The 25,146-nt window shown below is 43.9% G+C and carries 26 protein-coding genes and 2 pseudogenes; 14 read left to right on the top strand and 14 right to left on the bottom strand.

The window, feature by feature from the left end:
* Positions 1 to 5: 5 nt before the first annotated feature.
* Positions 6 to 437, top strand: coding sequence for a phosphate-starvation-inducible protein PsiE (locus tag OKX00_RS06790; RefSeq protein ID WP_062236928.1), 432 nt, complete (start codon positions 6 to 8; stop codon positions 435 to 437).
* Positions 434 to 796 (top strand): Na-translocating system protein MpsC family protein, encoded by a 363-nt coding sequence (locus OKX00_RS06785; protein WP_053357432.1) that lies wholly within the window; start codon positions 434 to 436, stop codon positions 794 to 796. The genes OKX00_RS06790 and OKX00_RS06785 overlap by 4 nt, the downstream gene beginning before the upstream one ends.
* A gap of 52 nt (positions 797 to 848) precedes the next feature.
* On the opposite strand, the gene mgrA is transcribed toward OKX00_RS06785, so the two are convergent.
* The 3 genes from mgrA to OKX00_RS06770 form a co-directional block, all read right to left on the bottom strand.
* Positions 849 to 1,856 (bottom strand): L-glyceraldehyde 3-phosphate reductase, encoded by a 1,008-nt coding sequence (gene mgrA / locus OKX00_RS06780; RefSeq protein ID WP_265410485.1) that lies wholly within the window; start codon positions 1,854 to 1,856, stop codon positions 849 to 851.
* A 40-nt stretch (positions 1,857 to 1,896) separates the two neighbouring features.
* Complete coding sequence (locus tag OKX00_RS06775) at positions 1,897 to 2,550, bottom strand: GDSL-type esterase/lipase family protein (protein ID WP_265409893.1); 654 nt, start codon at positions 2,548 to 2,550, stop codon at positions 1,897 to 1,899.
* Between the two features lie 176 nt (positions 2,551 to 2,726).
* A complete protein-coding gene (locus OKX00_RS06770) occupies positions 2,727 to 3,668 on the bottom strand; it encodes an acetamidase/formamidase family protein (protein WP_265409892.1) in 942 nt (313 codons plus the stop codon).
* Between the two features lie 225 nt (positions 3,669 to 3,893).
* On the opposite strand from OKX00_RS06770, the gene OKX00_RS06765 reads away from it, so the two are divergent.
* The 4 genes from OKX00_RS06765 to OKX00_RS06750 are packed head-to-tail and all read left to right on the top strand — an operon-like array spanning position 3,894 to position 7,668.
* Positions 3,894 to 5,000: an ABC transporter ATP-binding protein gene (locus OKX00_RS06765; RefSeq protein WP_265409891.1), complete on the top strand. Its 1,107-nt coding sequence runs from the start codon at positions 3,894 to 3,896 to the stop codon at positions 4,998 to 5,000.
* Entirely contained in the window at positions 4,990 to 5,793 is an 804-nt protein-coding gene (locus OKX00_RS06760) for an ABC transporter permease (protein WP_053357428.1), read from the top strand. The genes OKX00_RS06765 and OKX00_RS06760 overlap by 11 nt, the downstream gene beginning before the upstream one ends.
* A gap of 22 nt (positions 5,794 to 5,815) precedes the next feature.
* Positions 5,816 to 6,598, top strand: coding sequence for an ABC transporter permease (locus OKX00_RS06755; protein WP_416054329.1), 783 nt, complete (start codon positions 5,816 to 5,818; stop codon positions 6,596 to 6,598).
* Positions 6,595 to 7,668 carry an ABC transporter substrate-binding protein gene (locus OKX00_RS06750; protein ID WP_265409889.1) on the top strand — a complete coding sequence of 358 codons (1,074 nt, stop codon included), beginning with the start codon at positions 6,595 to 6,597 and terminating at the stop codon, positions 7,666 to 7,668. Before OKX00_RS06755 ends, OKX00_RS06750 begins: the two co-directional genes overlap by 4 nt.
* 139 nt (positions 7,669 to 7,807) lie before the next feature.
* Here OKX00_RS06750 and OKX00_RS06745 read toward each other — a convergent pair.
* From OKX00_RS06745 to OKX00_RS06725, 5 genes and pseudogenes are all read right to left on the bottom strand, one after another.
* Positions 7,808 to 7,990: pseudogene (locus tag OKX00_RS06745) on the bottom strand (MurR/RpiR family transcriptional regulator); the annotation flags it as partial.
* Between the two features lie 8 nt (positions 7,991 to 7,998).
* Positions 7,999 to 8,136: pseudogene (locus OKX00_RS06740) on the bottom strand (RidA family protein); the annotation flags it as partial.
* A gap of 42 nt (positions 8,137 to 8,178) precedes the next feature.
* Positions 8,179 to 8,874 (bottom strand): aspartate/glutamate racemase family protein, encoded by a 696-nt coding sequence (locus OKX00_RS06735; RefSeq protein WP_265409888.1) that lies wholly within the window; start codon positions 8,872 to 8,874, stop codon positions 8,179 to 8,181.
* A gap of 27 nt (positions 8,875 to 8,901) precedes the next feature.
* Entirely contained in the window at positions 8,902 to 9,414 is a 513-nt protein-coding gene (locus OKX00_RS06730; RefSeq protein WP_265409887.1) for an AAA family ATPase, read from the bottom strand.
* A gap of 334 nt (positions 9,415 to 9,748) precedes the next feature.
* Entirely contained in the window at positions 9,749 to 12,178 is a 2,430-nt protein-coding gene (locus tag OKX00_RS06725; RefSeq protein WP_265409886.1) for a M14 family zinc carboxypeptidase, read from the bottom strand.
* 243 nt (positions 12,179 to 12,421) lie between these two features.
* Between OKX00_RS06725 and OKX00_RS06720 the strand changes: the two genes are divergently transcribed.
* The 7 genes from OKX00_RS06720 (at position 12,422) to OKX00_RS06690 (ending at position 18,264) form a co-directional block, all read left to right on the top strand.
* Entirely contained in the window at positions 12,422 to 13,729 is a 1,308-nt protein-coding gene (locus tag OKX00_RS06720; protein WP_265409885.1) for an alkaline phosphatase family protein, read from the top strand.
* 53 nt (positions 13,730 to 13,782) lie between these two features.
* Positions 13,783 to 15,075, top strand: coding sequence for an MFS transporter (locus OKX00_RS06715; protein WP_265409884.1), 1,293 nt, complete (start codon positions 13,783 to 13,785; stop codon positions 15,073 to 15,075).
* 91 nt (positions 15,076 to 15,166) lie between these two features.
* The gene (locus tag OKX00_RS06710) at positions 15,167 to 15,319 is read left to right on the top strand and encodes a YpzG family protein (RefSeq protein WP_082316169.1); all 153 of its coding nucleotides are present in this window, start codon (positions 15,167 to 15,169) and stop codon (positions 15,317 to 15,319) included.
* A 102-nt stretch (positions 15,320 to 15,421) separates the two neighbouring features.
* Positions 15,422 to 15,880, top strand: coding sequence for a nucleoside 2-deoxyribosyltransferase (locus OKX00_RS06705; protein WP_265409883.1), 459 nt, complete (start codon positions 15,422 to 15,424; stop codon positions 15,878 to 15,880).
* A gap of 155 nt (positions 15,881 to 16,035) precedes the next feature.
* On the top strand, positions 16,036 to 16,203 hold the full coding sequence (locus OKX00_RS06700) for a hypothetical protein (RefSeq protein ID WP_265409882.1): 168 nt from the start codon (positions 16,036 to 16,038) through the stop codon (positions 16,201 to 16,203).
* 45 nt (positions 16,204 to 16,248) lie between these two features.
* On the top strand, positions 16,249 to 17,997 hold the full coding sequence (locus tag OKX00_RS06695) for a metallophosphoesterase family protein (protein WP_265409881.1): 1,749 nt from the start codon (positions 16,249 to 16,251) through the stop codon (positions 17,995 to 17,997).
* Positions 17,998 to 18,099: 102 nt separating this feature from the next.
* Positions 18,100 to 18,264: a hypothetical protein gene (locus tag OKX00_RS06690; RefSeq protein ID WP_265409880.1), complete on the top strand. Its 165-nt coding sequence runs from the start codon at positions 18,100 to 18,102 to the stop codon at positions 18,262 to 18,264.
* Between the two features lie 161 nt (positions 18,265 to 18,425).
* Here OKX00_RS06690 and OKX00_RS06685 read toward each other — a convergent pair whose 3' ends face one another.
* The 5 genes from OKX00_RS06685 to OKX00_RS06665 form a co-directional block, all read right to left on the bottom strand.
* On the bottom strand, positions 18,426 to 19,940 hold the full coding sequence (locus tag OKX00_RS06685; RefSeq protein ID WP_265409879.1) for a succinyl-CoA:acetate CoA-transferase ScpC: 1,515 nt from the start codon (positions 19,938 to 19,940) through the stop codon (positions 18,426 to 18,428).
* Between the two features lie 130 nt (positions 19,941 to 20,070).
* Complete coding sequence (locus OKX00_RS06680) at positions 20,071 to 20,715, bottom strand: LytTR family DNA-binding domain-containing protein (protein WP_265409878.1); 645 nt, start codon at positions 20,713 to 20,715, stop codon at positions 20,071 to 20,073.
* 86 nt (positions 20,716 to 20,801) lie between these two features.
* A complete protein-coding gene (locus OKX00_RS06675; protein ID WP_256226398.1) occupies positions 20,802 to 21,083 on the bottom strand; it encodes a DUF3219 family protein in 282 nt (93 codons plus the stop codon).
* Between the two features lie 34 nt (positions 21,084 to 21,117).
* A complete protein-coding gene (locus tag OKX00_RS06670; RefSeq protein WP_265409877.1) occupies positions 21,118 to 21,840 on the bottom strand; it encodes a DsbA family oxidoreductase in 723 nt (240 codons plus the stop codon).
* Between the two features lie 293 nt (positions 21,841 to 22,133).
* A complete protein-coding gene (locus tag OKX00_RS06665; protein ID WP_265409876.1) occupies positions 22,134 to 22,658 on the bottom strand; it encodes an acyl-CoA thioesterase in 525 nt (174 codons plus the stop codon).
* A 79-nt stretch (positions 22,659 to 22,737) separates the two neighbouring features.
* Between OKX00_RS06665 and OKX00_RS06660 the strand changes: the two genes are divergently transcribed.
* Positions 22,738 to 22,965: a hypothetical protein gene (locus OKX00_RS06660; protein ID WP_156419046.1), complete on the top strand. Its 228-nt coding sequence runs from the start codon at positions 22,738 to 22,740 to the stop codon at positions 22,963 to 22,965.
* Between the two features lie 86 nt (positions 22,966 to 23,051).
* Here the strand turns inward: OKX00_RS06660 and OKX00_RS06655 are convergent, their stop codons facing one another.
* The gene (locus OKX00_RS06655) at positions 23,052 to 25,112 is read right to left on the bottom strand and encodes a catalase (protein WP_265409875.1); all 2,061 of its coding nucleotides are present in this window, start codon (positions 25,110 to 25,112) and stop codon (positions 23,052 to 23,054) included.
* Between the last annotated feature and the right edge of the window lie 34 nt (positions 25,113 to 25,146).

Genomic DNA, 25,146 nt, shown 5'->3' with positions numbered 1-25,146 from the left:
TCCGCATGCTAGAAATAATCTTACCGGAAAAGTGGAAAACCATCAGTAATGGTTTACAAAAATTATTAAATCTCTCCCTTGTTCTGCTTGGCGGTATGCTGGTATTTTTTCTTTTCAGAGAGCTTATCTATATTTTCATGGACGCCTGCACAGGGAATCACAATGTTCATGATATACTTGGTAAAGTACTCGTGTTTTTCTTATATTTCGCCTTTATTTCCATGATTGTGACCTACTTTAGCGAAAGCCACCACTTTCCGCTTAGCTATCTTCTATACATTGGAATTACGGCGGGTGTCCGTTACATTATCGTCAACAACGCCAATCCATTAGGAAACTTTTGGCTTTCAATCGTCATCCTGCTGCTGGTTATCAGCTATATCATGCTGACGCCTAAAGGCAAACGATTAAAGGATACAAGGAGAAGGATACAATGACCAAAAATATAGAGCATCAATTCAGTATGCTTGTCCGTGAAATACGCAAGGAATTTGTCGGCAACGGTCCAAAGGAAATCAGCACACGCTTTGTTGGCTCTTGGGCCGTTAGTGAGATGAAAGGAAACCTTACGAATATCGAAAAATTCATGATGGGTTCAAAAGAAGGCGAGAAAATGGTTCACGAAGCACGTACCGGTCTCGTGAAAAAAATTTATACCGATCTCAGTGTCCGCAGAAAGTTTGAAGATCTTGCTGGTGCAGCCATCCTGCGTATTTTTTCTGATATCGACATTGAGGCTGATATTGCCATGACAATCTTTGTCTTTGACCGCCCCTTATTTTCTAAAGAGAAATAATAAAAACCCGGATCCTTTGTCAGATCCGGGTTTTCTCGATTTAAAAAAGGATTTATCGTACAGAGCTGTTTACGGTTAAAATATCATCAATTCTTTCTAGCTCTTCATCACTGAAATCAAGGTTATCCAGTGCTGCAATATTTTCTTCAATTTGACTCACTCTGCTTGCACCTATTAAAGCAGAAGTTACCTTACCGCCGCGAAGAACCCATGACAGTGCCATTTGAGGAAGGCTCTGTCCTCTGTCTGCAGCGATTTCATTGAGTCTGCGGACTCTTTCAACTACTTCAGGAGTGACTTCATTCTCTCCCAACGCTCCAGTCGATTTTGCCGCACGTGAATCAGACGGCACACCGCTTATATATTTTTTCGTCAACAAGCCTTGGGCAAGCGGGCAAAACGCGATGGACCCTACCCCGTTTTCCTCTAAAACATCCTGAAGTCCGTCTTCGATCCAGCGGTTTAGCATGGAATAGCTCGGCTGGTGGATAACGAGCGGTGTTCCCAGATCATTCAAAATTTTAATAGCTTCCGTCGTTTGTTCCGGGCTGTAGCTGGAAATCCCCACGTAAAGTGCTTTCCCCTGGCGAACGATAGCATCCAGCGCTCCCATCGTTTCTTCAAGAGGAGTATTAGGATCCGGACGGTGGGAGTAAAAAATATCCACATAATCGAGCCCCATACGCTTCAGGCTCTGATCCAGGCTTGCAATCAAATACTTTTTGGATCCCCATTCCCCATATGGTCCCGGCCACATGTAATAACCGGCTTTGCTCGAGATGATCATTTCATCACGGTACGGAGCGAAATCAGTCTTTAACATCCTACCAAACATTTCTTCTGCAGAACCTGCAGGCGGTCCATAATTGTTAGCCAGGTCAAAATGGGTAATACCAAGATCAAACGCTCTTCTCAGCATCGCGCTGCCATTTTCAAAGCTGTCGACTCCGCCGAAATTATGCCAGAGACCAAGAGAAATCGCAGGAAGAAGCAGCCCGGAGCGGCCGCTTCTGTTATATTTCATAGACTCATAACGATTCTTTTCTGCTGTATAGACCATCATTTATCTCCTCCTCAATTCTAGTAAAGCGCTTTCACTTTCAGTCAAAGAAATGAAGTTCAATGCATTCCGCCAATGCCTCCGACCCTTTGCTGCTTGGATGAAGGTGATCCCCCGAATCGAATTCTCGTAAAAGTCTTTCAGGATGATTTGGATCTTGTACAACTGCCTCAAAATCAATGACTTGATCAAATTCTCCAGAGTTCCGGATCCAATGGTTTACCTTCTGCCGCTTGTCTTCCTCGGTATCAGTAACCCCTCTATATCCGCCGAAGGGCAGGAGCGTCCCGCCGAATATCTGTATATTTTTTTCATGCGCCCACTTGATATAAGTTTTTAAGCCTTCAATAATTTCTTCCGCTTCAACTTCTTCTGAGATTGGATTTGATCCACAGGAATGAATGATATCATTCACGCCATGCAGGACAATTACATACTTAACATCTGAAGTTCCAAGTGCATCCTGCTTAAATCGTTTAATGCCCGATACACCAAAATTATAATGTTCTGGGCTGTCAGTTAATACCTTGTTCCCGCTGATTCCCCGCCTCAGCAAATGACACGGTACGGATTCTTTCACCAATCGCTCTTTAAAATAATCCGGCCATTCCATCGCGGTTATCGAGTCTCCGAAAGCAACGATAGAAGGAAGAAACTCCTTCTCCCTCTGACTCTCCTCGATTCCATTTGTCATTATCTTTCTTATCCCCTCGCTTTCAAGGTATACTGTAAGATTCAGGATCACAAACCATACAAACATAGAATAGATGCCCAGAGCAAAAAAAACAAAGAATATGATCATTCGATGACGTTATTTCGATGGATTAACAGTTGTCACATCGAATTATTGTACCCAGGTGCCCTTTACATTTACCTTTTTATAAATTTTTTATTTAACATAGCGTGAACTCCTTTTACCCCGTTAACCACTTGAGTAATTCGCATATCCACACCTAAACTCGCCAAAGTCAGTGCTTCTTTTCGTTTTAGCCCGTATTCACTCTGCATGATATCAAGCATGCCATCAAGCGCAATAATCATCGCCTCATCGAGACCCTCATGAAAACCAAAAGAGATCCATTCAGTTTGCGTTTCAGCGCTGGGCATTTTCAGTTTCAAATCATCCCTTACAATAAACGTTAGGTCGACACGTTCCATTGGACATTCTAATGCCGATACGCCAACCTCGCCATCTCCCTGGACGCCATGACCGTCTCCTACTGAAAACAAAGCGCCCTCTACAGAGATCGGCAAGTACAATGTTGTCCCAGAAACAAGCTCTTTGCAATCTATATTGCCTCCGCAAAAACGGGGAGGCGTTGTGGAATGGATTCCTTCTTCATTCGGAGGCATCCCCATAATCCCCATGAAAGGCTTCAGCGGAACTTCGTGTCCAAATTGGCTCTTTCCTGTCATGTGAGTCGAATCTAATCCCCAGCTGAGAAGAAATTCCTCTCCGCCTGCCAGTCCTAGCCCCTCGTTCACACTATGAGGGTATCCTCCCGCTGTGCTCCAGCCCCATTTTCCCGGAACAATATCATTTATCCTAATTTCCAATGTCTTGCCTGGTAAGGCTTCATGGATATAAACAGGGCCGCAAAGAGCATGTCCCTGATCCCTTGGCATTTCCCGAGGTTCGAACTTTTTCCTTTTTTCGGCGAGACTGACCAATGGTTCTAACCCCCAGCCCGCATCTAAAGTCTGAAACCGGACAGATTCCCCTGAATGGATTTGAAGAATTGATTCATAATCCCTTGAAAAAGACCCATGCAAATTTTTTCTTGCAGGAAAGATGGTATGTACATTGTTCACTCCTATGTCATCTCCTTGGTCTGCTATTATTTGGAATAACCCGATACTTTCATTATACTTTTTATGACAACCTTATGAGCCATAATCTTTCAAGGAGTTTTATTTGCCTGTTTTTGTATTAAAAGCACAAAGTTTTCATGTATAATTATTCAGTATAAAAAAGTAATATTTTGTGGATTACTGTCCATTCAGAATAGAAGAAAAACAGGTAGATGAGGGGTTGCGATGACCAACGAAATTATTCAATTTAAAAATGTGACAAAGCAATATGACGATGATCCGGCAGTGCTCGATAACGTCAGCTTTGAAATTGAACGGGGAAAATTTTATACGCTGCTCGGTCCTTCCGGCTGCGGAAAAACAACCATACTTCGCTTGATCGCTGGCTTTACGGAGGCATCTGAAGGAGAAATTTATTTTAACAACAAGAAGATTAATGATGTACCGGCGAATAAACGCCAGGTTAATACCGTTTTTCAGGATTACGCACTATTCCCGCATTTAAATGTATTTGAAAATGTGGCATTCGGACTTCGTATTAAAAAGTTGAAAAACAACGAGATACAAAAGAAAGTGAAAGAAGCGCTCAGCTTCGTTAACTTGGAAGGCTATGAGACGCGTGAAATCCAGGAAATGTCCGGAGGCCAGCGCCAGCGTGTGGCCATTGCAAGGGCTATCGTCAACGAGCCGGAAGTCATCCTGCTTGACGAGCCGTTATCTGCTCTCGACTTAAAACTGAGGACAGAAATGCAGTATGAATTGCGTGAGCTGCAAAGGAGACTGGGAATTACCTTTATTTTTGTTACCCATGACCAGGAAGAAGCTCTTGCCATGTCTGATGAGATTTTTGTATTAAACAAGGGGAAAATTCAGCAAAGCGGTACGCCAATTGATATTTATGATGAACCGATCAACCGGTTTGTCGCTGATTTTATCGGGGAGTCCAATATCGTAGAAGGAAAAATGATCAAAGATTATCTTGTTGAGTTCGTCGGTGGACAGTTTGAGTGTGTCGATAGAGGACTGAACGCTAACGAACCGGTAGAAATTGTGATACGTCCGGAAGATTTGGAGATTACAACGCTTGAACGAGGAAAACTTAAGGTGCGTGTAGATTCACAGCTGTTCCGCGGGGTTCACTATGAGATCAGCTGCTACGATAAAGACGGCAATGAATGGCTTGTCCATTCTACGAAAAAGGCAGATGCAGGAAACGAAATCGGATTATATTTCGATCCGGAAGCCATCCATGTCATGCGGTTTGGGGAGTCAGAAGCAGATTTCGACCGGCGTCTTGAGGCTTATACTGCTGGAGATGCCCATGAACAATAAGATCACCCGAAATCTTTACCTTTTGCCTTATGCAATATGGATTGTTCTTTTCGTTATTGCACCGCTTCTTCTTGTTCTTTATTATTCGTTTTTTGATATCGAGGGTCACTTTTCACTGGTGAATTACAAGAACTTTTTTACGCCGGTTTATTTGAAGATGACCTTCAGTTCGTTCTGGTATGCGTTTTTGATCACACTTATTTCCTTTATCATCTCTTACCCGACGGCTTATTTGCTGACGAAAACGAAGCATAAGCAGCTATGGCTGTTATTGATCATCGTTCCTTCCTGGATCAACCTGCTCTTGAAAGCCTATGCTTTCCTGGGCATCTTCGGGACAAAAGGAATCGCGAACAGCTTCTTGGAAGCCATAGGTGTTGGATCGAAACAGATCCTGTTCACTGATTTCAGTTTTATATTTGTATCGGTTTACATTTTCATACCGTTCATGATTTTGCCGATTTTTAACTCATTGAATGAAATGAATCCTATCCTTTTGGATGCAGCCAATGATTTGGGGGCATCCAAGTGGACAACATTTCGCCGCGTCATCTTCCCTTTGACGATTGATGGCGTAAAGTCAGGCTGCCAGGTCGTATTTATCCCTGCGCTGTCTCTATTCATGCTCACACGCTTGATCGCAGGAAACCGCGTCATTACGCTTGGTACAGCGATTGAACAGCATTTTCTTGTCACCCGTGACTGGGGCATGGGTTCGACGATTGCGGTTTTCTTAATTATTATCATGTTCCTGATCATGAGTGTGACAGGGAACCGGAAGCGGGGTGTATAAGTTGGATAATAAAATAAACTCGATGTCACGAATCTTTCTCGTGTTGATATTCCTTATCCTTTATGCACCGATTTTCTTTCTTGTGTTCTACTCGTTCAACAGCGGTGGAACGATGTACAGCTTCAAAAGCTTTACACTCGATTGGTACAAGGAGCTCTTTCAGGATTCACGCTTGCTGATCATCGTGCTGAATACGTTTGTGATTGCTCTTCTTTCCTCTTTATTTGCAACCATTATCGGGATTTTCGGAGCACTAGGCATCCACAGCATGAAGAAACGGCAGACGAAAAACACGCTGCTGTCACTGAACAACGTACTGATCGTCAGCCCGGACGTTATAATTGGTGCCTCCTTCCTCATCCTGTTCACGATGGCAGGAGTGAAGCTTGGCATGTTTTCCGTCTTGCTCTCACATATCGCGTTCAGTATTCCGATCGTCGTTTTGATGATCCTTCCCAAGCTGTCCGAGATGAGTCCGACGCTGATCGATGCAGCCAGAGATCTTGGAGCAAGCCACTGGAATGTGTTGACCAAAGTTGTTCTGCCCTACATCACGCCTGGAATTTTTGCCGGCTTCTTTATGGCGCTGACGTACTCTCTGGATGATTTTGCGGTTACGTTCTTTGTTACCGGAAACGGTTTTACAACGCTTTCTGTTGAGATTTACTCATTGGCCCGCCGTGGAATTTCGTTGAATGTCAACGCGCTGTCCACCCTCTTGTTCCTTTTTACACTCGTGCTTGTGGTTGTGTATTATTTCATATCTCAGCGCAACAAGCCGAACGGATGGGGGGTTAAAAAATGAGGAAGCTTGTCCGTTTTTTCCTGGCTATCATTCTTGTTTCTGCGGTTCTCTTTTATACTGTTTCTGAGCTGAACAACTCAGAGGGGTATTCAGGGCGGAATACCCTGACGATCTACAACTGGGGCGATTATATTGATCCCCAGCTGATCAAACGGTTTGAAAAAGAACACGGCATTAAAGTCATCTATGAAACGTTTGATTCGAATGAAGCAATGCTGACAAAGATTGAGCAAGGCGGGACTACGTATGATATTGCTATTCCGTCTGAATACATGATCGATAAAATGAGGAAGGAGCATCTGCTCATTCCTCTCGATCATTCCAAGCTTCCGAATTTGCATTATATCGATAAGCGATTCATGGACCTCCCGTTTGATGAAGACAATAAATATTCTGTTCCTTATTTCTGGGGTACAGTCGGCATCGTCTATAATCCAAAAATGCTCGGCGGCAAGAAGATTACGAGCTGGAACGATTTATGGGATCCCGGCCTTCGGAACAAGATTCTTCTGATCGACGGAGCCCGCGAAGTGATGGGTATGGGACTCAACAGCATCGGTTATTCCCTGAATGATACGAATCATGCCCACCTTCAGAAGGCCAAAAGAAAACTGGATACTCTGACACCGAATATCAAAGGCATCGTTGGAGATGAGAGCAGACTGCTGCTTGAAAATGAAGAAGCTTCAATCGGGCTTGTCTGGTCCGGGGTCGCTTCAGAAATCATGAGCGAAAACAAGGACTTAGAATATGTTGTTCCTAAGGAAGGCTCCAACTTGTGGTTCGACAATATGGTCATCCCGAAAACAGCAAAAAATAAAAAAGCGGCACACAAGTTCATCAACTTTATGCTTGATCCAAAGATAGCAGCTAAAAATGCAGAATACGTCAACTATTCAACGCCAAACAAAAAAGCTCTATCTTACATGCCGAAAGAAACCGTGAACGATGAACGCTTTTACCCGTCGCCTCAGCTCACTGAAAAGCTTGAGGTATACGAGAACCTTGGGAAAAAGAATCTGGCCTACTATAACGAGCTGTTCCTGGAATTTAAAATGCACCGCAAATAAGAAAAGAGGAAGAGCTATTGCTTACAGCTCTTCCTCTTTTCTTAAGGCTATTTTCGTAAAGGTTGTGATTCATCCTATTGATTAAGTTTATGTACCTCACGAGCAATGGATTCCAGAATATAAACAACAGGCACTTGTGAAGCCTTATTTTAAATTCGGAAAAACCCTCACAATTTAGTTTCCTGCAAAAACGTAAAACCGTTGCTGTTGATACATGCGTTTCATCTGCTAGTTCACGAATTCGCATATAAGCCACTTTATCCATGTTTTGACTAATGTAGTTGTATAAAGAAGTTTCTAATTCATTGAAAGAAGTGAAGATTTCGTTCGACCCTCACCCATTACCTGCCCTTCTTTCATGGCAGTGGTGCCGGCAACTTCTACACGTTTACCTATACGGATAGCTCTGCAATATCCTACAACCGGCTCCCACGGTGAACCTGTTAACACCCTTCTTCGATGATCCATTAAAAGCATCCCCGCTCTCTTACTGATTTTTCCTTTTGAGTCTCACGTATCTCCTAAAGACATATTAACCGCTTCAGTTGCATGTATTAAAGCTGTATCAAATAATGGCACTTCTGAATCTTCTGGTTTTACGAGTAATCCGATCTCTGTACAGCCCAAAATAATCCCTTCTGCTCCAGAAGCAACCAATCGATTAATAACCTCTTTATAATAATCCTTTGATGATTGCTTAATCTCCCCTAAACATAACTCTTCATAAATAACTTGATTAATTCTTTCCCTATCCTCTTTGTCTGGCACAAAGACATGAATACCTTGAGACTCTATTCGTGATTTGTAGAAATCCTGTTCCATCGTATATTTAGTGCCAAGCAATCCTACGTTTTTTATTTTTGATTTTTGAATTTGAAAAGCTGTGGCATCAGCAATATGCAGTATGGGTATATTTATTTTTTTCTGTATATCATTGATTACTTTATGCATGGTGTTCGTACAGATCACAATGAAATCGGCGCCTGCTTTTTCTAAGGACCGAGCAACATTCCCCAGGATTTTCCCGGCACTTTCCCAATCGCCTGCTGCCTGACAGCGTTCAATCTCTTCAAAATCAATGCTGTATAACAGGCACTCTGCTGAATGCAAACCACCTAATCTGTTTTTAACTTCTTCATTTATTTTTCGGTAATATTCTGCGGTGGATTCCCAGCTCATACCACCAATTAAACCGATCGTTTTCATAGAATCACCCTTTTTTCCTATTTACTTTTAATTGAAATATTTTTCAATATCCTGGTTGTTCTTTAATATAATCAGTTTGTGATCATATTGGTTTAGTAGTTTTAATATTTTGGGTTTACTTTCCTTTTCAAAGTAGGAGTTCCATATAAACATGTTCCTGAAGATCTTTAACGTTGGCCTGTAATTTGCCTTTTCGATTTTTAATTTTTGATAAACGAATCTCTTTATGATTCTAATAGTCCGTTTAGAATAATCAGTATCTAAGAGGATAATAACATCTGCATTTTGAAAACTTGGATTCACCCAAGTATGGTGAACTCCCTCTACAATCCATTTGTCAGAGGAAATGATTTCATTCAGATACTGATCCCTCTCTTCATCACTTCTTCTTATATCTTCAGGCTTGTTCCTTTTCCATACGACGTTGTCCAGTTCAATGTACGGAACATTTAAACGGGAAGAAAGTGTCCTTGCCAACGTTGTTTTCCCGCTTCCTACTGAACCAATAATATGTATCTTACTTGGATTTTCAACCCTCATTTTTTCCTTAATAACTGACCATCCCTTTTATTATTTTAAAAACATTGCGGTTTTTCTTCCCTGTTTTGAATCCTTCTTTCGTATCATGAATTCCCCCTAATGAACACCAAATTAACTTCGATATGAAACCCATTTTTCCTTCTTCAACCACCTAGTGATGGAAGTAACGTTCCGAACCTTGAAATCGTCTAATGATAAAAAGAGGGCTGGGCAGATGAAATTACAGATGATTCTTGCTTGGGCTAGTCTCTCATGGAGGTACCTTTTATGTCTCTACTTTGAAAGTGTTTTAGCGAAAAAAACAAGCACCTCCGCTAAGAGATGCTTGGCTGTTCTATTTGCTGTAAACTGCATTGGAAAGCAGGCGGAAAAGATAATCGGTATGATCCCTGAAGCCCGCTTCGATTCCCATAAGCGTGACGTCCTTGGACTGGTCCTTGATGATGACAGCCTGTCCCTGGGCGGCCTGGCGATTTTTCCAATGCCCTGACATAAAGAATTCGCTGCTGTTTTTAAAAGAAGCTGCCTTATCATAACCATCCGTATTGGAGTACCAAACTGGGCCGTATACAAATCCGTAATCACTCTCATTGTAGCCTTGAGTCAGTGCGCTATGATTATAATCGACGCGAACAATCCCGTTGCTGTCAGGGTTTCCTTTGTTGATGGTCACATTGGTCAGCCCAAGCGTTTTTGTAGCACTTGCTGCTCCAGAACCAATAGCGATATACTTCCCGCCTCCATTAACAAAATCAGTAATGTTCTTTTTCAAGGCTTGGAATTGTGCTTCGTTTTCCAGGCCGAACTCCGCGTTTGCTTTGCTGTTTTTATAGGAGATGAGATTGGAGGTTCCGTTATAGAAAAATACATCAGTATTGCCAAGTCCTTCAACTGCGAGATCTCTTGGTGCGAGTTCTCTCACGTTAAAGCCCAGCCGTTCAAGGGCAAGCTTTGTTCCGGAGTGGGATTGAGTTTTGCCCATTCCTCCATCTTTTAAAATGGTGACATGCAGCTGTTTTACGTTTTGGGCTTGATTAGGTATGGCCGCACTTTTGACGATCAGTCCAGACTTTCTGACGAATTGCATAAGATCATGGTTCACTCTGCTTTTAATGTAAAAAGAACCATCTGTCCCGCGTTGGACTGCGTAGCCTCTGTTGATCAGCTTGTTGGCAAGTTCAACAGATTTTACGGAAGTGTTCGGAATTTTATATGGCCCTTTCCCGATGAGCTTGCCCTCATTGTGCGCACTTTTGACATCCTGTAAAGAGAATTTCAGGTTACTGTCAGCCGGTATCTGAATGGCCTCAAATCCCCATAGCTCAGGAAGGCTCCAGGCCGAGATGTCATACATGGCTGGAGTATCGTCCGTAATGTCTTCTCCATCCCAAAGCATCGTGTTCGCCAGTCCCGCTTTGGCCTGGCTCATGTTCACGACAAACGTTCCTTCCGGGTAGGTTTTACCGTTAAATTTGAAGGCTTTTTTTGACTTGCTTACTTCAATATCGTTTTTGATAAGATGGCTGACTGCCTTTTCGGTTGCCGTAGCATCTTTAGGATCAGAAGGCAGGATATAGGCTTTCGGGAAGAATCCTTTTTTATGGAACGGATGATCAAAGTTGATGCCTCGTTTAAAGACTTCAATCTGGTCTTTCACCATGCTGGTTTTATGCTCGCTGGCGTAGTTCAGAGCACCCATTACCGCGTCGTAATGCCACTTCACACCATCCCAGTCGTTGGTCGGCGTCTCAAGCGTATATCCGTAGGATCCGTGATACATGGCATACATCGGAGTGAAGATCGGCGGATAATCATCCCAGCCTGCCGTGTCATCCCTCTGCGGTATGTAGGCACCCGTCATGTTCTGGTAATCTACTTTTGATGTCGAAGTATTCGTGTTCTTATAGTTTTTACGGTTGCTGACGATTTCAGACTCCATCGCTTTCGCCTGGTTCATCGCCCACTTGGAGAAAAGGTCATACTCATAGTTTGGATTATGAGGCGGCGTACACGGCTCGATCAGCCCCGGTTTATCCGGACCGCCATAATCTTTAACATAACCATGAAGGTCGAGAAACACCATCGGGTTCCACTCTTTAATCAGGGAGACCATCGCTTGAGTTTCCGGCTGGGATTGCGTGATGAAGTCGCGGTTTAAATCAATGCCATTGCCGTTAAAACGAGTAGCGTCGATCCGCCCATCCGGGTTGGCCACTACATTAAAGATAAGGATCTGATTCTTGAGGATCTGCTTTGTGTCTGCGTCGTTGTTTTTCGCAAACCGTTCAATGAGCTGAAGTACGGCATCTGATCCAGCAAACTCGGTTCCGTGGATGGATCCGTTGATCATGACAGGCACCTTGACGTCCGGATGCTTGTCAATAAAGGCTTGAGCTTTTTCGGGATTCTTAAACATCTCTTTTCTAAGTTTCTTGTAAAATCCTAATTGCCCTTTTGCTTTTTGGTCAGCGATTGTGACCACATACATATCCCGGCCGTTTGCTGATTTCCCGTACTTGGTGACCGTCATCCGATGGCTTTGCTTCTGAATCCTCAGAAGCTGCTGGCCGATCTTTGAGTATTTCGTAAAGTTATAGTTCTCGCTGTTGAATAAGCTTCCGTCTTTTTCACTCAGAGTTTCAAATGCGTTTACGTTATGCCATTGCGGCTTTGCTTTTCCCGGTGATTCTGCCCATGCCGCATACGGTGCTGCCAGGATGCTGAGGCCGATCAGCCCTGCTGAGGCCTGTTTCTTAAATCCCATCTTTCAATCTCCCCTTTTCCAAGAAATGAAAAAAATATACTATATTCATAGTACCGTATATTTATTCGTTAGAGCATCTGTAGAAAGCCCTAATTTGCATAAATGGTGCCAGGCACTCCCATTACACACTTGTGTAATGGGAGTGCCTGGCACCAAAATAAGAAGCACCGATGTTTTTTGGTGCTTTTTCCATTTCTTGCTTTAAACTAAAAGTAAGAATGAATAAATCAAAAGGAGGCCGCTATGGACCGTCTTACCGATCATTTAATCGTCATATCATTCGATTGTCTTTCGTCACTGGACTTCCCTATGCTGCAGGAGCTTCCCCATTTTGCCGAACTCCTGCAGAACGGATCCTATTGCAAGAATGTTGAATCAATCTATCCATCTGTCACCTACCCTTGCCATGCCACGATCGTTACCGGCAATTATCCCAACAGGCATGGCGTTGTGAGTAATACCTATCTTCAGCCTGGCCGGCCCTCCCCTGACTGGCATTGGCACCGACGGCATATTAAAGGCACAACCCTGTATGATGAAGCGAAGAAAGCAGGCATGACGACCGGAGCCCTTTTATGGCCGGTAACCGCCAAGGCTGAAATGGATTACAACATGCCAGAGATTTTCGCCAACCGTTCTTGGCACCATCAGATACCTGTCTCTCTTTTTAATGGAAGCGTCACCTATCAGCTCGAGATGAACCGCCGTTTTGGCCATATCCGAAAAGGGCTTAGTCAGCCTGAGCTTGATGATTTTGTCCTGGAATCAACCGTCCATACCATTCAAACAAGAAAACCGCAGCTCTTGCTCGTTCATTTTACCGATCTGGATACCAATCGTCATTACCATGGCTTTTCTTCAGATGAAGCGATGGATGCCCTCAGACGACACGACGCTCGGCTCGGCCGGATCGTAAAGGCGCTCAAGGAGAGCGGTATTTACGATCAATCGACCATTGTGGCACTCGGTGACCACAGTGCCCTCGATGAATCCATTGCCATACAGCCTAATGTCTACTTCAAGGAACAAGGACTGATTACCGTTAATAACAGAGGAAAAGTCACAAATTGGAAGGCATACTGCCATAGCTGCGACGGCTCGGCATATATATACATAAGTGACAAAAATGATCGTGACACAAAACACAAGGTTCAACAATGGCTGCAGGAATTATCACAAGATGAATGCAGCGGAGTTGAACAGGTATTAACTGGAGAAGAAGCCGGAGCCAGAGGTGCGGATGCGCACTCTGATTTTATGCTGGAGGCACGAAGGGGTTATTATTTTAAAGAAGCGCTGAACGGCGGCTTCCTGCATCACATTACAGCTGAAGATGTGAAGGAAAAGCGATACACCTGGGGTTCCCATGGCTACTCCCCTGAAAAGGAAAACTACTGTACGTTCTTTGCAGCGGCAGGCAAGGGAATTGTCCCTCATCAGGCCATTCCGTCCATGCGCCTCGTAGATGAAGGACCAACATTTGCCCGACTTCTTGGTCTTCACTTAGGGAATACAGACGGAGCGGCTGTTGAAGGATTATTAACGCTATAGGGAGAAATAAGAAGCGGAAAGAATGAAAATGGGAATAAAAAGGGGATAAGAGGATGAAGCGTTTCTCGAAGGAAGAAAGCAGCTGGATGTTTTATGATTGGGCTAACTCTGCGTATTCGATTATCATCACAACCGCTGTGTTTCCGCTTTTTTATAAAGCGTCCGCGATGAAAGCCGGTGTAAGTGGTGCTGATTCTACTGCGTACCTGGGCTATACAATTGCCATCGCGACCTTTATTCTGGCTATGCTTGGACCTATCCTCGGAACGATTGCGGACTATCAGGGAATGAAAAAGAAGTTCTTCACCTTCTTCTTTACACTGGGTGTCGTCTCAACTGCTGTCCTTGTTTTTGTTCCAAGTCAGCACTGGCTACTGTTATTGATCATCTACACGTTTACAGCCCTGGGATTTAACGGTGCTTTAGTTTTTTACGATGCGTTTCTTATCGACATCACTACAGAAGAACGGATGAACCGTGTTTCCGCCCGTGGATTTGGGTTAGGGTATATCGGAAGTACCATTCCTTTTCTCATCAGCATCGCCATCATTATCCTTGCACAAAAAGAAGTGCTGCCCTTCTCTACTCCCGCTGCAAGCAAGCTTGCCTTTTTCATTACCGCATGCTGGTGGGCTCTGTTTACGATCCCCATGTTTAAAAATGTTCATCAAAAATATTATGTTGAGCAGGAACCTTCTCCTGTAAGAAATAGCTTTAAACGCCTTGGCAAAACCCTAAGGGAAATCAAACAATATCGTTCTCTATTTCTTTTCTTACTCGCCTACTTCTTTTATATTGATGGAGTCGGCACCATTATTTCCATGTCGACCGCATACGGAACGGATTTGGGAATCAGTTCAACGAGTCTGCTCATCATTTTGTTTGTCACACAGGTTGTTGCTGCACCATTTGCCATTCTGTACGGCAGACTTGCTGAAAAGTTTACGGGTAAAAAAATGCTGTACGTGGGAATTGCCGTTTATATCATTGTCTGCATATATGCCTATTTCTTAAAAACAACGCTCGATTTTTGGATCCTGGCAATGCTGGTTGGAACGTCACAAGGAGGGATCCAGGCGTTAAGCCGTGCTTATTTTGCGAAGCTTGTACCGAAAAAGAACGCCAATGAATTTTTCGGATTTTACAACATCTTCGGAAAGTTTGCTTCCATACTCGGGCCATTGCTGGTCGCTGTCACCGCTCAGGTAAGCGGCAATTCAAGCAGCGGTGTGTTCAGCCTGATTCTGCTTTTTATTATCGGCATGATCATCCTCGCTTATGTCCCTGAGACAAGAGCAGATGCAATCGATCAGTTCGATGAAAAAAAGCAGACAAAAATAACATAATTTCCCGGCAACTGCACATAATAATCGCGATATTCATTGAATATCACCCTTGTTTCTTAGGGTCTACTCTTAACGGATGAGGTGAAAAGCAATGAGTTACAAAGATCATTTAGATCCCCACTCAGGTAAGTTTCACCACAATTGGACGCGGCCGAAACGTTCAAAATCTCAAGTGAATGGACATACTGAGATGTCTCAGAACAACATTATCTTGAGAAGCAACGCTAAAGCCCACCACTGGTAAGGATTGCGAATAAGAAACAAAAAAAGAAGGCCACAGCGCCTTCTTTTTTATATTTTTCTGCATATAAAAGGATTGAAGCTTTCTTTAGAAAGAGGAGATCTTATGGATCCTAACTACAGAACTGTGAGAGTCTTTATCGCCAGTCCTTTCTTTGATCAGGAGCAGCTGGAACGAATTCAAAGGCTTGAGAATGCCTTAACCCGAAATCCATATGTCGCGGAATTCTATTCTGCCCGCTTCCACCAAAATCAGCAATATCCATGGGGATCCAAGGGATGGAGAAAAGTTGTTTTTAACCTTGATCTCTATTATCTGCGAAGAGCGGATGTAGTAGTTGCCATTCACGATTACGAAGGATTATGTACTGACAGCGGAACGGCATTCGAACTTGGCTATGCCTTTGCCTTTCAAAAACCGATCATCCTTATTAAAGAAAAAACAAGTGTGCCAAATCTTATGCTGATTGAGAGTCTCCATGCCTATTTGACGAAAGCCGATGATATTGCAACCTATGATTTTCACCGGATGCCATCCACTCGGTATGAAGGTCCACTAATTTAACCTGCTCGTCCAAGCAAATGCTAGAGTTCTCCATATAATAATAGAGAGAAGAGAGTTATATTCTCTTTTCTCTATTATTCAGTTATTGGGGGATGATTGAATGTCAAGTCGCAGGAAAAAAGTCAAATGCAGAGTGAGAACTAGGCGTACAAGCGGTGGCCGCCGTGTTACCGTTATTAAATGCAAAATTAAAAACAGAAGAAGACGCAGATCCAGCTCATTTTAAGCTTTCAGGGATGCTACCAAATTGGTGGCATCCTTTTTTATTTTTTTTTACTTTAAGCTTACAAATGCTTCACTCTTTCGTTACTAAACCTTCATAATGCACTGTTAGTCTAACACTGCATTACGATAAAGGAGGTTGTTCAATGAAAGATTTGAAATCACTTATCATGTTTTTTACCCTATTTTCTTTCGCTATTCCTGTTACTCAAGCTCATGCCATAAGCGGCGGTGAGAGCCAGGATGGAGGGATCGGAAATACAGAGCACTATCTTGATCAGGATTCCAGCATGACAGCAGATCCCAAAATCAAAAACATCATCTATCCACTGATGTCTACACCAGCCATTAAGAAAAAAGGCAGCAGTTTCACTATACAAGTGGATACACAAGGGAAAACACCTTCAGGATGGGGTGTGAAACTTCAGGAGAACACGGCTTCCCAGGTTGATGGAGAGTATGCCCTTCCAGTGACAAAGGTTGAGAAAGGTACATCTTATTGGAAAGACAGCTCATCGATTTACAATGTTACAGTCACGATTCCCAATGACATCCCTGAAAAACTTTACGATTTAAATATTTCTTATTCGGCCGACGGAGCTCAAGTGAGTGATGAAGAACCGAATTCAGTAAAAGTTGTGAATGAATTTAAAAAGGATTTCCGTTTTATTCACTTAACGGATATCCATGTCGGTTCTCCCCGTAATCTAGCTAAGCCGGAAGATGCTGCGGAGGCTGGATTTTGGACTCCTGATGAGTCCAAAAGATGGCTGTACCTGCAAAAGACCATTCGGGAGGTCAATCTGCTTAAGCCCGATTTCGTCGTTCTAACCGGAGATTTAATGTTTGGGCAGATGAATCCTAAAGAATATATTTATGAGTATAAAGAAACATACCGTATGCTGAAAAAATTTAATGTACCAGTCTATGTTGTACCAGGCAACCATGACTATTATGCACAGGATGCTACATTAACCGATGGCGCCAAATATTGGGAACAATACTTTGGACCGCAGTATTTCTCTTTTGATTATGGCCCTTATGCCCATATGATCGGATATAATTCGTTTGACTGGGATAAGTTTGACCGGCAAGGACATGGTTCCGTATCTGTTCCAACATGGGGCGGACAAGTGAGGCAGCAGCAGGTGGACTGGATTAAGAACGACCTTGCAAAAAACGCTGAAACTGCCGATGCGGAACAAATAAAAGGTCTCTTCTCCCACCACAATCCATTATGGCGGGACCGTGATATCTGGCCTTCGAGCGATTCACAGGTTGCAGATTATTGGAAGAATTACGACGCTAAGCATGACCCGCAAAATCTTACTACATTGCTGCAAGGAGAAGTCCTTGGCCAAAAGTATGATCAGCAGTGGCACGGTGAAGGAGCTCAGCAGATGATTGATTTAATGAAACAGTATCATGTGAACTTATCGCTGCATGGACATACACATATTGACAACATTACGAAAAAGGATGGCATTTTATACTCAACAACCTCTTCCATCGAGCTGACCGGGCAGCCATGGGTAGGTTACCGAATTTTCCAAAAGAATCCTGCCAGCCCTGATTTTAGTTCCTATATCTACGAAGGAACAGAGCGTTCTACGCCTGTCTATCAAAATGGGAATACAGCAGCGGGCACAGTTTCTTTTGAGGCCAATTACACCCAGCCGAATGACGGAACCCAGAGAAAACAGACCGTTACAGCTGTAAATCGTTTGAACAAAGAAGTAACATTGAACATTCCTTTATATATGAAACCCGGCAGCTACAGCTCCACAGAAGGTGAAATCACTGAAAGTAACGCATATGGACTGAAGCAATGGATGGAAGTAAAAGTTACCGTCCCTGCGAACTCCAGCAAGGACGTCACCATCCAGCCAAAATAAAAAGCTTTGCTTTAAAGGGGTTGTCCAAGAAGTCTGTAAGCTGTTGATTTCTGTTCCAGGCTGCTCGCTTTTATCGGCGCGAGCTCCTACGCGGGGCGTGCGGTGAGCCTTACCGGCGTGAACGCCTACTTTTTGGTGCAAGCACCGGCGGGAGTCTCACCTGTCACGCTAGTCCCGCAGGACAAGGAAAGCTTCGGCAGCGTTATATCGCACGAAGAAAATGTGAAGTTCATTTTCGAGGAGTCTCGCATCCTCCACTTCAATTAACTTTTCATTGAAGATTTTTCAAGCCAAAAAGGGGCTGCCTGAAGGTCGATTTTCGACTTTCTGGACAGCCCCTTTTTGTGGTTTTCTTTTATCTTTCAAGAGCCTTTACTTTCACTTTTTGTCTGCCATTCCTGGCGGAGTCAGCTGTTCTTTTTGTCTTACTAAACGGGCTGCTCCACCCTCTGAAGCATCGTACCGTTCTTTTCAAAGTTGATATGCCAGGACAGCGCTTTTTCCAGGATGTGAGGCGTTTGTCCTCCTCGTTTCTTCGCTTCCTCATAATAGGCCGATAACTGCTCGCGGTACATCGGATGGACACAGTTTTGAATAATCTTTTCCACACGCTCTCTAGGTGCAAGTCCACGCAAATCCGCATAGCCCTGCTCTGTGACAATCACATCCACATCATGTTCATTATGATCCACATGTGATACGAACGGAACAATGCTTGAAATGTTGCCGTTCTTGGCAATGGATTTGGTCACAAAAATGCCGAGGCGGGCATTGCGGGCAAAATCACCGGAACCTCCGATGCCATTCATCATTTTCGTTCCCATCACATGAGTAGAGTTCACGTTTCCGTAGATATCCAGCTCCAGTGCTGTATTGATTGAAATAATCCCCATTCGGCGGATCAGTTCAGGATGATTGGAAATCTCCTGCGGCCTGAGCATCAGCTTGTCACGGTATTTTTCAAAGTTAGAAAAAACCTTGTCCATCTTAGACGAGGATAAGGTGATTGAACAACAAGACGCAAAACGTACTTTATCCGCATCCAGCAGATCGAAAACCGCATCCTGAAGCACTTCTGAATAAACCTCCAGATCGGTAAACTCTGAATCCAGTAATCCATGAAACACGGCATTGGCGACCGATCCAATACCGGATTGAAGCGGAGCAAGTTTATCTGTCAGACGGCCAGCCTTGATTTCTTCCCGCAAAAAAGAGATTAAATGCTGCGCCATGATGACTGTTTCATCATCCGGTTCCACAATAGTTGACGGGGAGTCGAGTTGATTCGTAAACACAATCCCTTTAATTTTATCCACATCTACTTTCATACCGGGTAGTCCGATTCGGTCGTCCGGCTTTGTCAATGGGATGGGCGAACGTTCCCCTTGTTTTTCCGGTTCATAAAGATCATGAATACCTTCTAGTAATTCAGTCTGTGCTGTATTGATTTCTACAATTATATTTTTTGCGTGCCGTGAGAAGACCATGGAGTTGCCGATCGATGTCGTTGGAATAATCATTCCGTCTTCGGTGATTGCAACCGCTTCCAGAATAGCGTAGTCAATAGGTTCCAAAACATTGGAGCGAATCCATTCTGACGTATGCGACAAATGCTGATCAACAAAATGAAAGTCTCCCGCGTTAATGCCTTTTCTCATAGTCGCATCGGCCTGGAAAGGAAGACGCTTATTCAGCATGTTCTTCTCCGCAAACAATTTATCAACATCTGAACCTAACGAAGCGCCTGTATAAACATTCACTTTCAGAGGTTCGTGTTCTGCCCGCTTTGCCAGAGCAAACGGAACGGCTTTCACATCCCCTGCCCGTGTAAAGCCGCTCAAGCCAAGGGTCATCCCATCATGGATCCACGAGGCAGCTTCCTCGGCTGAAACAATCCGATCATGTAAGCGTTGATCTCTAATTCTATTGTAAACGCTTTCCATTCTCTTCACTCCTATCTCGCTCTTTTCATAAGTGTAGCAAAGGATCATTATCGGAAGAAAAGAAGTGAATAAATCACGAAAAATTAGGATAAGACAGAACATTCAGTTCTTGAAACAGAAAAAAATCCGCCTAGAATCCAAGCAGATTTCTGAAATAACTTGCATACGACTGGCTGACCGGAACCTGATCTCCGTTTTTCATTGAAAGTAAAAATGTGGAGTGGGTGTCCAAATAGATCTCCCGGATGTGATGAACATTGACGATGAACGAGCGATGGCATCGGACAAAGTCATCTTTCGGTAAAAGAAAATCAAATTCATTCAGCGTATCCTTATGGCTGCCAGTATGTTTTTCACCAATCACATACGTCTTTCGTTCCTTCGCCTCCAAATAAAGAATACCTGCGAACGGAATCGGAATCCAGCCATCCTCGCTTTTTACGGTAACGACCGCCTTGCCGCTCGTTAATGCCGGAAAGATAGCGGTGACACACCCCTTCAGCTCTCCTTCATCCATCAAGGGGACCGCCATTCCGTAATATGGGGTGCCGAAAATATCACGGTTAATAAACTGCGATACTTTTTGTTTGGAAACCAGCGCTTTATGTGTAATGGTGCCTTCTTTAATTCCATCACCCGGCTTGATCTTCAGGTTGATCCTTTTGCTTGGCTGGTAGTAAATATAATGGTCTGTATCTGTTACTGCAATAGAAGCTTCATTTGAAAACAGGTCACTGATTACGTCAAGAAGTGCCGATGTTTTAAAAGGTTCCATGGCTCACACCTTTTCTTTGTTTAGCTTAGCTTCTTCTTATTCTATCATGAAAAAAGAGAACGGGTTTCCGCTCTCTCTCTTCACCCTTATTCTTTTTCCGTAAGCTCAAGAGCAAAATCACCAACAGCGTTCTCTTTGTACAAATCAGTGATAGACGTAGAATACTGGCTGATTTCAGCTCGGAATCGGAGGTCTTTTTCAGGGACTTTTACTTCAAAATCGTTTTTGTAAAGAAGCGTCGTAATGTCGTGATACTCACTATGCTCTACTTTAAACTTGAAACGGATCTTTTTCAGTTGGCTGGCTGTAGTCGTAAGATGCAAATCTGTTACATCAAATTTCCTATCATTGAGAATGACGGTATTCAATATGATAAACAACTCCTTAAATGGATGACTGCCCTTAAATGCTGCAGGAGCCGTCAGAGCATTGATCATCCTTATTTTCTTTCTTCTCACTGCTGATAATCACTTGGATCGGGCTTTTTTGCTGTTCTTCTTCCTGCACCTTTTCTAGGACTTCGGTAAAAACAGCTTCCGGCTGTGCGCCTGATACACCATACTTTTGATTGAAAACGAAGAATGGAACACCGGTTATCTTAAGTTGTGATGCTTCCGCCTCGTCTGCACGGACATCGTCTGCGAATTTCCCATCTCTTAATACAGCAAGTGTTTCTTCCTGATCAAGACCGGCCTCTGCCGCAAGCTTCGCCAGTGTTTCATGCTCACTGATATCAAGGGCTTCTGTAAAATAACCTTTAAGGATACGTTCTGTCACTTCTTTCAGCAGTCCCTTTTGTTTGGCAAAATGAGAAACCCGGTGGGCATCAAAGGTGTTCGTCGGTTTCATATTTTCAAAATCATAGGTTAAGCCAACTTCTGCCGCTCTCTGTGTCATCTGATCATTCATTCCTTTTGCTTGCTCATAAGACATGCCATACTTTTCAGCCAAAACGGTATGCATGTTTTTATTTGTCTCATTTTTGAAAGAAGGATCGAGTTCAAAACTCCTATAAATGACTTCTACGTTTTCACGGTCTTCAAAGTCGTTCAGCGCGTTCTCAAAACGGCGTTTTCCGATATAACAAAATGGACAAACATAATCTGACCATATTTCAACTTTCATAGTTTTCCCCCCTATTACGTACAACTATTCCCTATTGTATCCATAATCAGCGAATCATGCAGAAATCCTGCTCAAAAAAGCCTATTGGGACGGGAAGATTCCTTCGTCCGGGATGGTTACTTGCGAATCGACAGGAAATACTTGCGAAACCGGGCCTTTACTTGCGGTTCGACAAAGATTACTTGCGAAAAACAGCCCGTTACTTGCGGTTCCACAAGTTTTACTTGCCAAACACATCATTTTCATAAAAAAGAGAAGCCAAAGCGCACTGCCTTGGCTTCTTTTTCCTCTTCTTACTCCACATTCTCACTATACCTATGTTTTTCGAGTTCAGACCTGATGTCTTCCGGAATCACTTCCGATTTACCCTTTTTAACATCATGATTTACGTAGACGGCCGTCCCTTTTGCACAAAGCCTGTTGTCCTGGCGAATTTCTTCATACAGCTCGAGGCTTGTATTTCCGATCCGTTTTACCCACGTATACACTTCGGCATCTTTTCCGAAATAGATCTGATCCACATAATCAACATTCATGTTCAGTATGATCATTTTCCAGTTTTCGAAGGAACTGTCCGGTGTGAACAGTTTAAACAGTTTGTTCCTGCCCGCCTCAAACCAGATGGGTATCGTCGTATTGTTGATATGTCCAACCCCGTCTGTTTCTGAAACGCGCGGTTCGATGATTGTTTTAAACATATTTTTCTGCCCTTTCGATTGGTTTGGTAGATGGAATAGCAGGTTCCCCTGTAGCAGCCGTAAAAATAATCCAAAGTCAGCTTCCTCCACACTTACGAGAATCGTGCGTATCTTTTTCAACCTTTTCTACTTCGCTCAGTACTTCTTTAATCCTTTTAAAATAAATAAAAAAGAAGCTGTCCAAGAAGTCGGTAAGCTGTTGATTTCCGTTCCAGGCTGCTCGCTTTTACCGGCGCGAGCTCCTACTTTCGCGGGGCGTGCGGTGAGCCTTACCGGCGTGAACGCCTACTTTTTGGTGCAAGCACCGGCGGGAGTCTCACCTGTTACGCTAGTCCCGCAGGACAAGGAAGGCTCCGGCAGCTTTTTATCGCACGAAGAAAATGTGAAGTTCATTTTCGAGGAGTCTCGCATCTTCCACTTCAATTAACTTTTCATTGAAGATTTTCCAAGCCAAAAAGGGGCTGCCTGAAGGTCAATTTTCGACTTTCTGGACAGCCCCATTTTTTATATCCTTTATACTTGTCGTGCCCAATGGCGATGCTGCGCCACAGCTTGAATAAAGGACTCGCTGTTCCTGCTTTCCAGGATTACCACTCCAGCGGCCCTGGAGTCAACACCCGCTGCTGCCAGCAGTTCCGTTCCTTCTCCGGCTGTACCGATCGCTTTGAAATGTGCAAATGCCTCATTCACAAATGTCGTTGCTTCTTTTACTGCTTTTAAGCTGTTCACACTGTCTTTTCCGCCGGCCACATAAACGGCGTCATAGAGTACCGAATCACTCGTAAGCAAAGTTTGATCGACTTCCAGCTCCTGTCCGTCGCTGCTCGAGATTGGATTAAGTGTTTCACTGACAATTTCAGATGTGATACCAGCCTTCTTCAACGTATCCTTCAACCCGCTGACTTCTTCAAAGTTATACCCGTCTTCTGCCAGAATGGCGACTTTTCTTGTTGCCGGAGCTTTGATGGTGTTTTCTTGGCTTAATGCCGGTGATGACGCGGTCTCCTGAGAAGGTTGAGCACTGTTCGAGACTTTTACACCCACTCCTGCTGCAATCTGTTCAGCAAGGTCGGCATCAACATGGCTGAACAGATTTACAACCTGCTGCTGAACACTTTTGCTTTTCACCTTTCCGACTTCAAAACGGAACGCTTTAATAATATGCTGCTTCTCGACTTCTGACATGCTGTTCCAGAAGAGCTTCGCCTGGCTGAAATGGTCCTTGAAGCTGTCGCTGCGCTGCTGAACCTTCCGCCCTTCCACTTTCTCCTGATAATGAGCATAGCCGCCCTCTTCCTCAGTGGCTGGCGCTGGATCGTTATTTTCCAAAGAGTTTTTATGATAAGCAACAGGCCCTTGATTAATCGTCATGCGATGCATACCGTCTCGCTGGTTATTGTGGAACGGGCACACCGGCCGGTTAATCGGCAGCTCATGGAAATTCGGACCGCCTAGACGGGAAAGCTGCGTATCTGTATAAGAGAATAAGCGCCCTTGAAGGAGCGGATCATTCGAAAAGTCAATGCCGGGTACGACATGTCCAGGGTGGAAGGCTACCTGTTCTGTTTCAGAGAAGTAATTATCAGGATTGCGATTAAGTGTCATCTTCCCGATAATTTTCACAGGAACAAGCTCTTCTGGCCAGATTTTCGTGGGATCCAGCACATCAAAATTAAATTTAAACTCATCTTCCTCCTCGATCATTTGAACACCAAGCTCCCATTCCGGGTAGTCTCCTTTTTCAATGGCTTCATAAAGATCTTGGCGATGGAAGTCAGGATTTTTACCGGCAAGACGCTGTGCCTCGTCCCAAACGAGGGAATGCACACCGAGCTTCGGCTTCCAGTGGAACTTAACGAAGCGAGCCTGTCCCTGTTCGTTCACAAAGCGGAACGTGTGCACACCAAAACCTTCCATCATACGGTAGCTGCGGGGAATGGCACGGTCGGACATCGCCCACATTACCGTATGAGCTGATTCCGTATTGTTGGCAACAAAATCCCAGAACGTATCATGAGCAGTGGATGCCTGAGGGATCTCATTATGCTGCTCCGGTTTAAATGCATGAACAAGATCCGGAAATTTAATCGCATCTTGAATAAAAAAGACAGGGATATTGTTTCCTACGAGGTCATAGTTCCCTTCTTCCGTATAAAACTTGGTGGCAAATCCCCGCACATCACGTACAGTATCCCCGGAACCGCGTGATCCGGCAACTGTGGAGAATCGGACAAATACTGGTGTTTTCACAGATGGATCCTGAAGAAACCCAGCCTTCGTAAACTCTTTCATGGATTCATAGACTTCAAATTCACCGTGCGCCGCATACCCTCTTGCATGCACAATCCGCTCAGGGATTCTTTCATGGTCAAAGTGAGTCATCTTTTCACGGAAATGAAAGTCTTCCATTAATGTCGGTCCCCGCACTCCAGCTTTTAGTGAGTGTTCATCCTCAGAAACGCGAAGCCCCTGATTGGTGGTCAGCTTCTTCCCTTTATTGTTCACTCTGAATGCTTGAAGTTGCTTGTCCTTCTTATTTTCCCCGCTGTTGTTTTTCGGATCATTCGTACTCAAAGTTCAATTCCTCCTTGTAGGGCCGTATCCAGAC

The sequence above is a fragment of the Fictibacillus sp. KU28468 genome (assembly GCF_026153615.1).
Lineage (GTDB): Bacteria > Bacillota > Bacilli > Bacillales > Fictibacillaceae > Fictibacillus_C > Fictibacillus_C marinisediminis.
The sequence above is the reverse complement of the archived record's forward strand: the minus strand, read 5'-3'. Positions and strand labels throughout refer to the sequence as shown.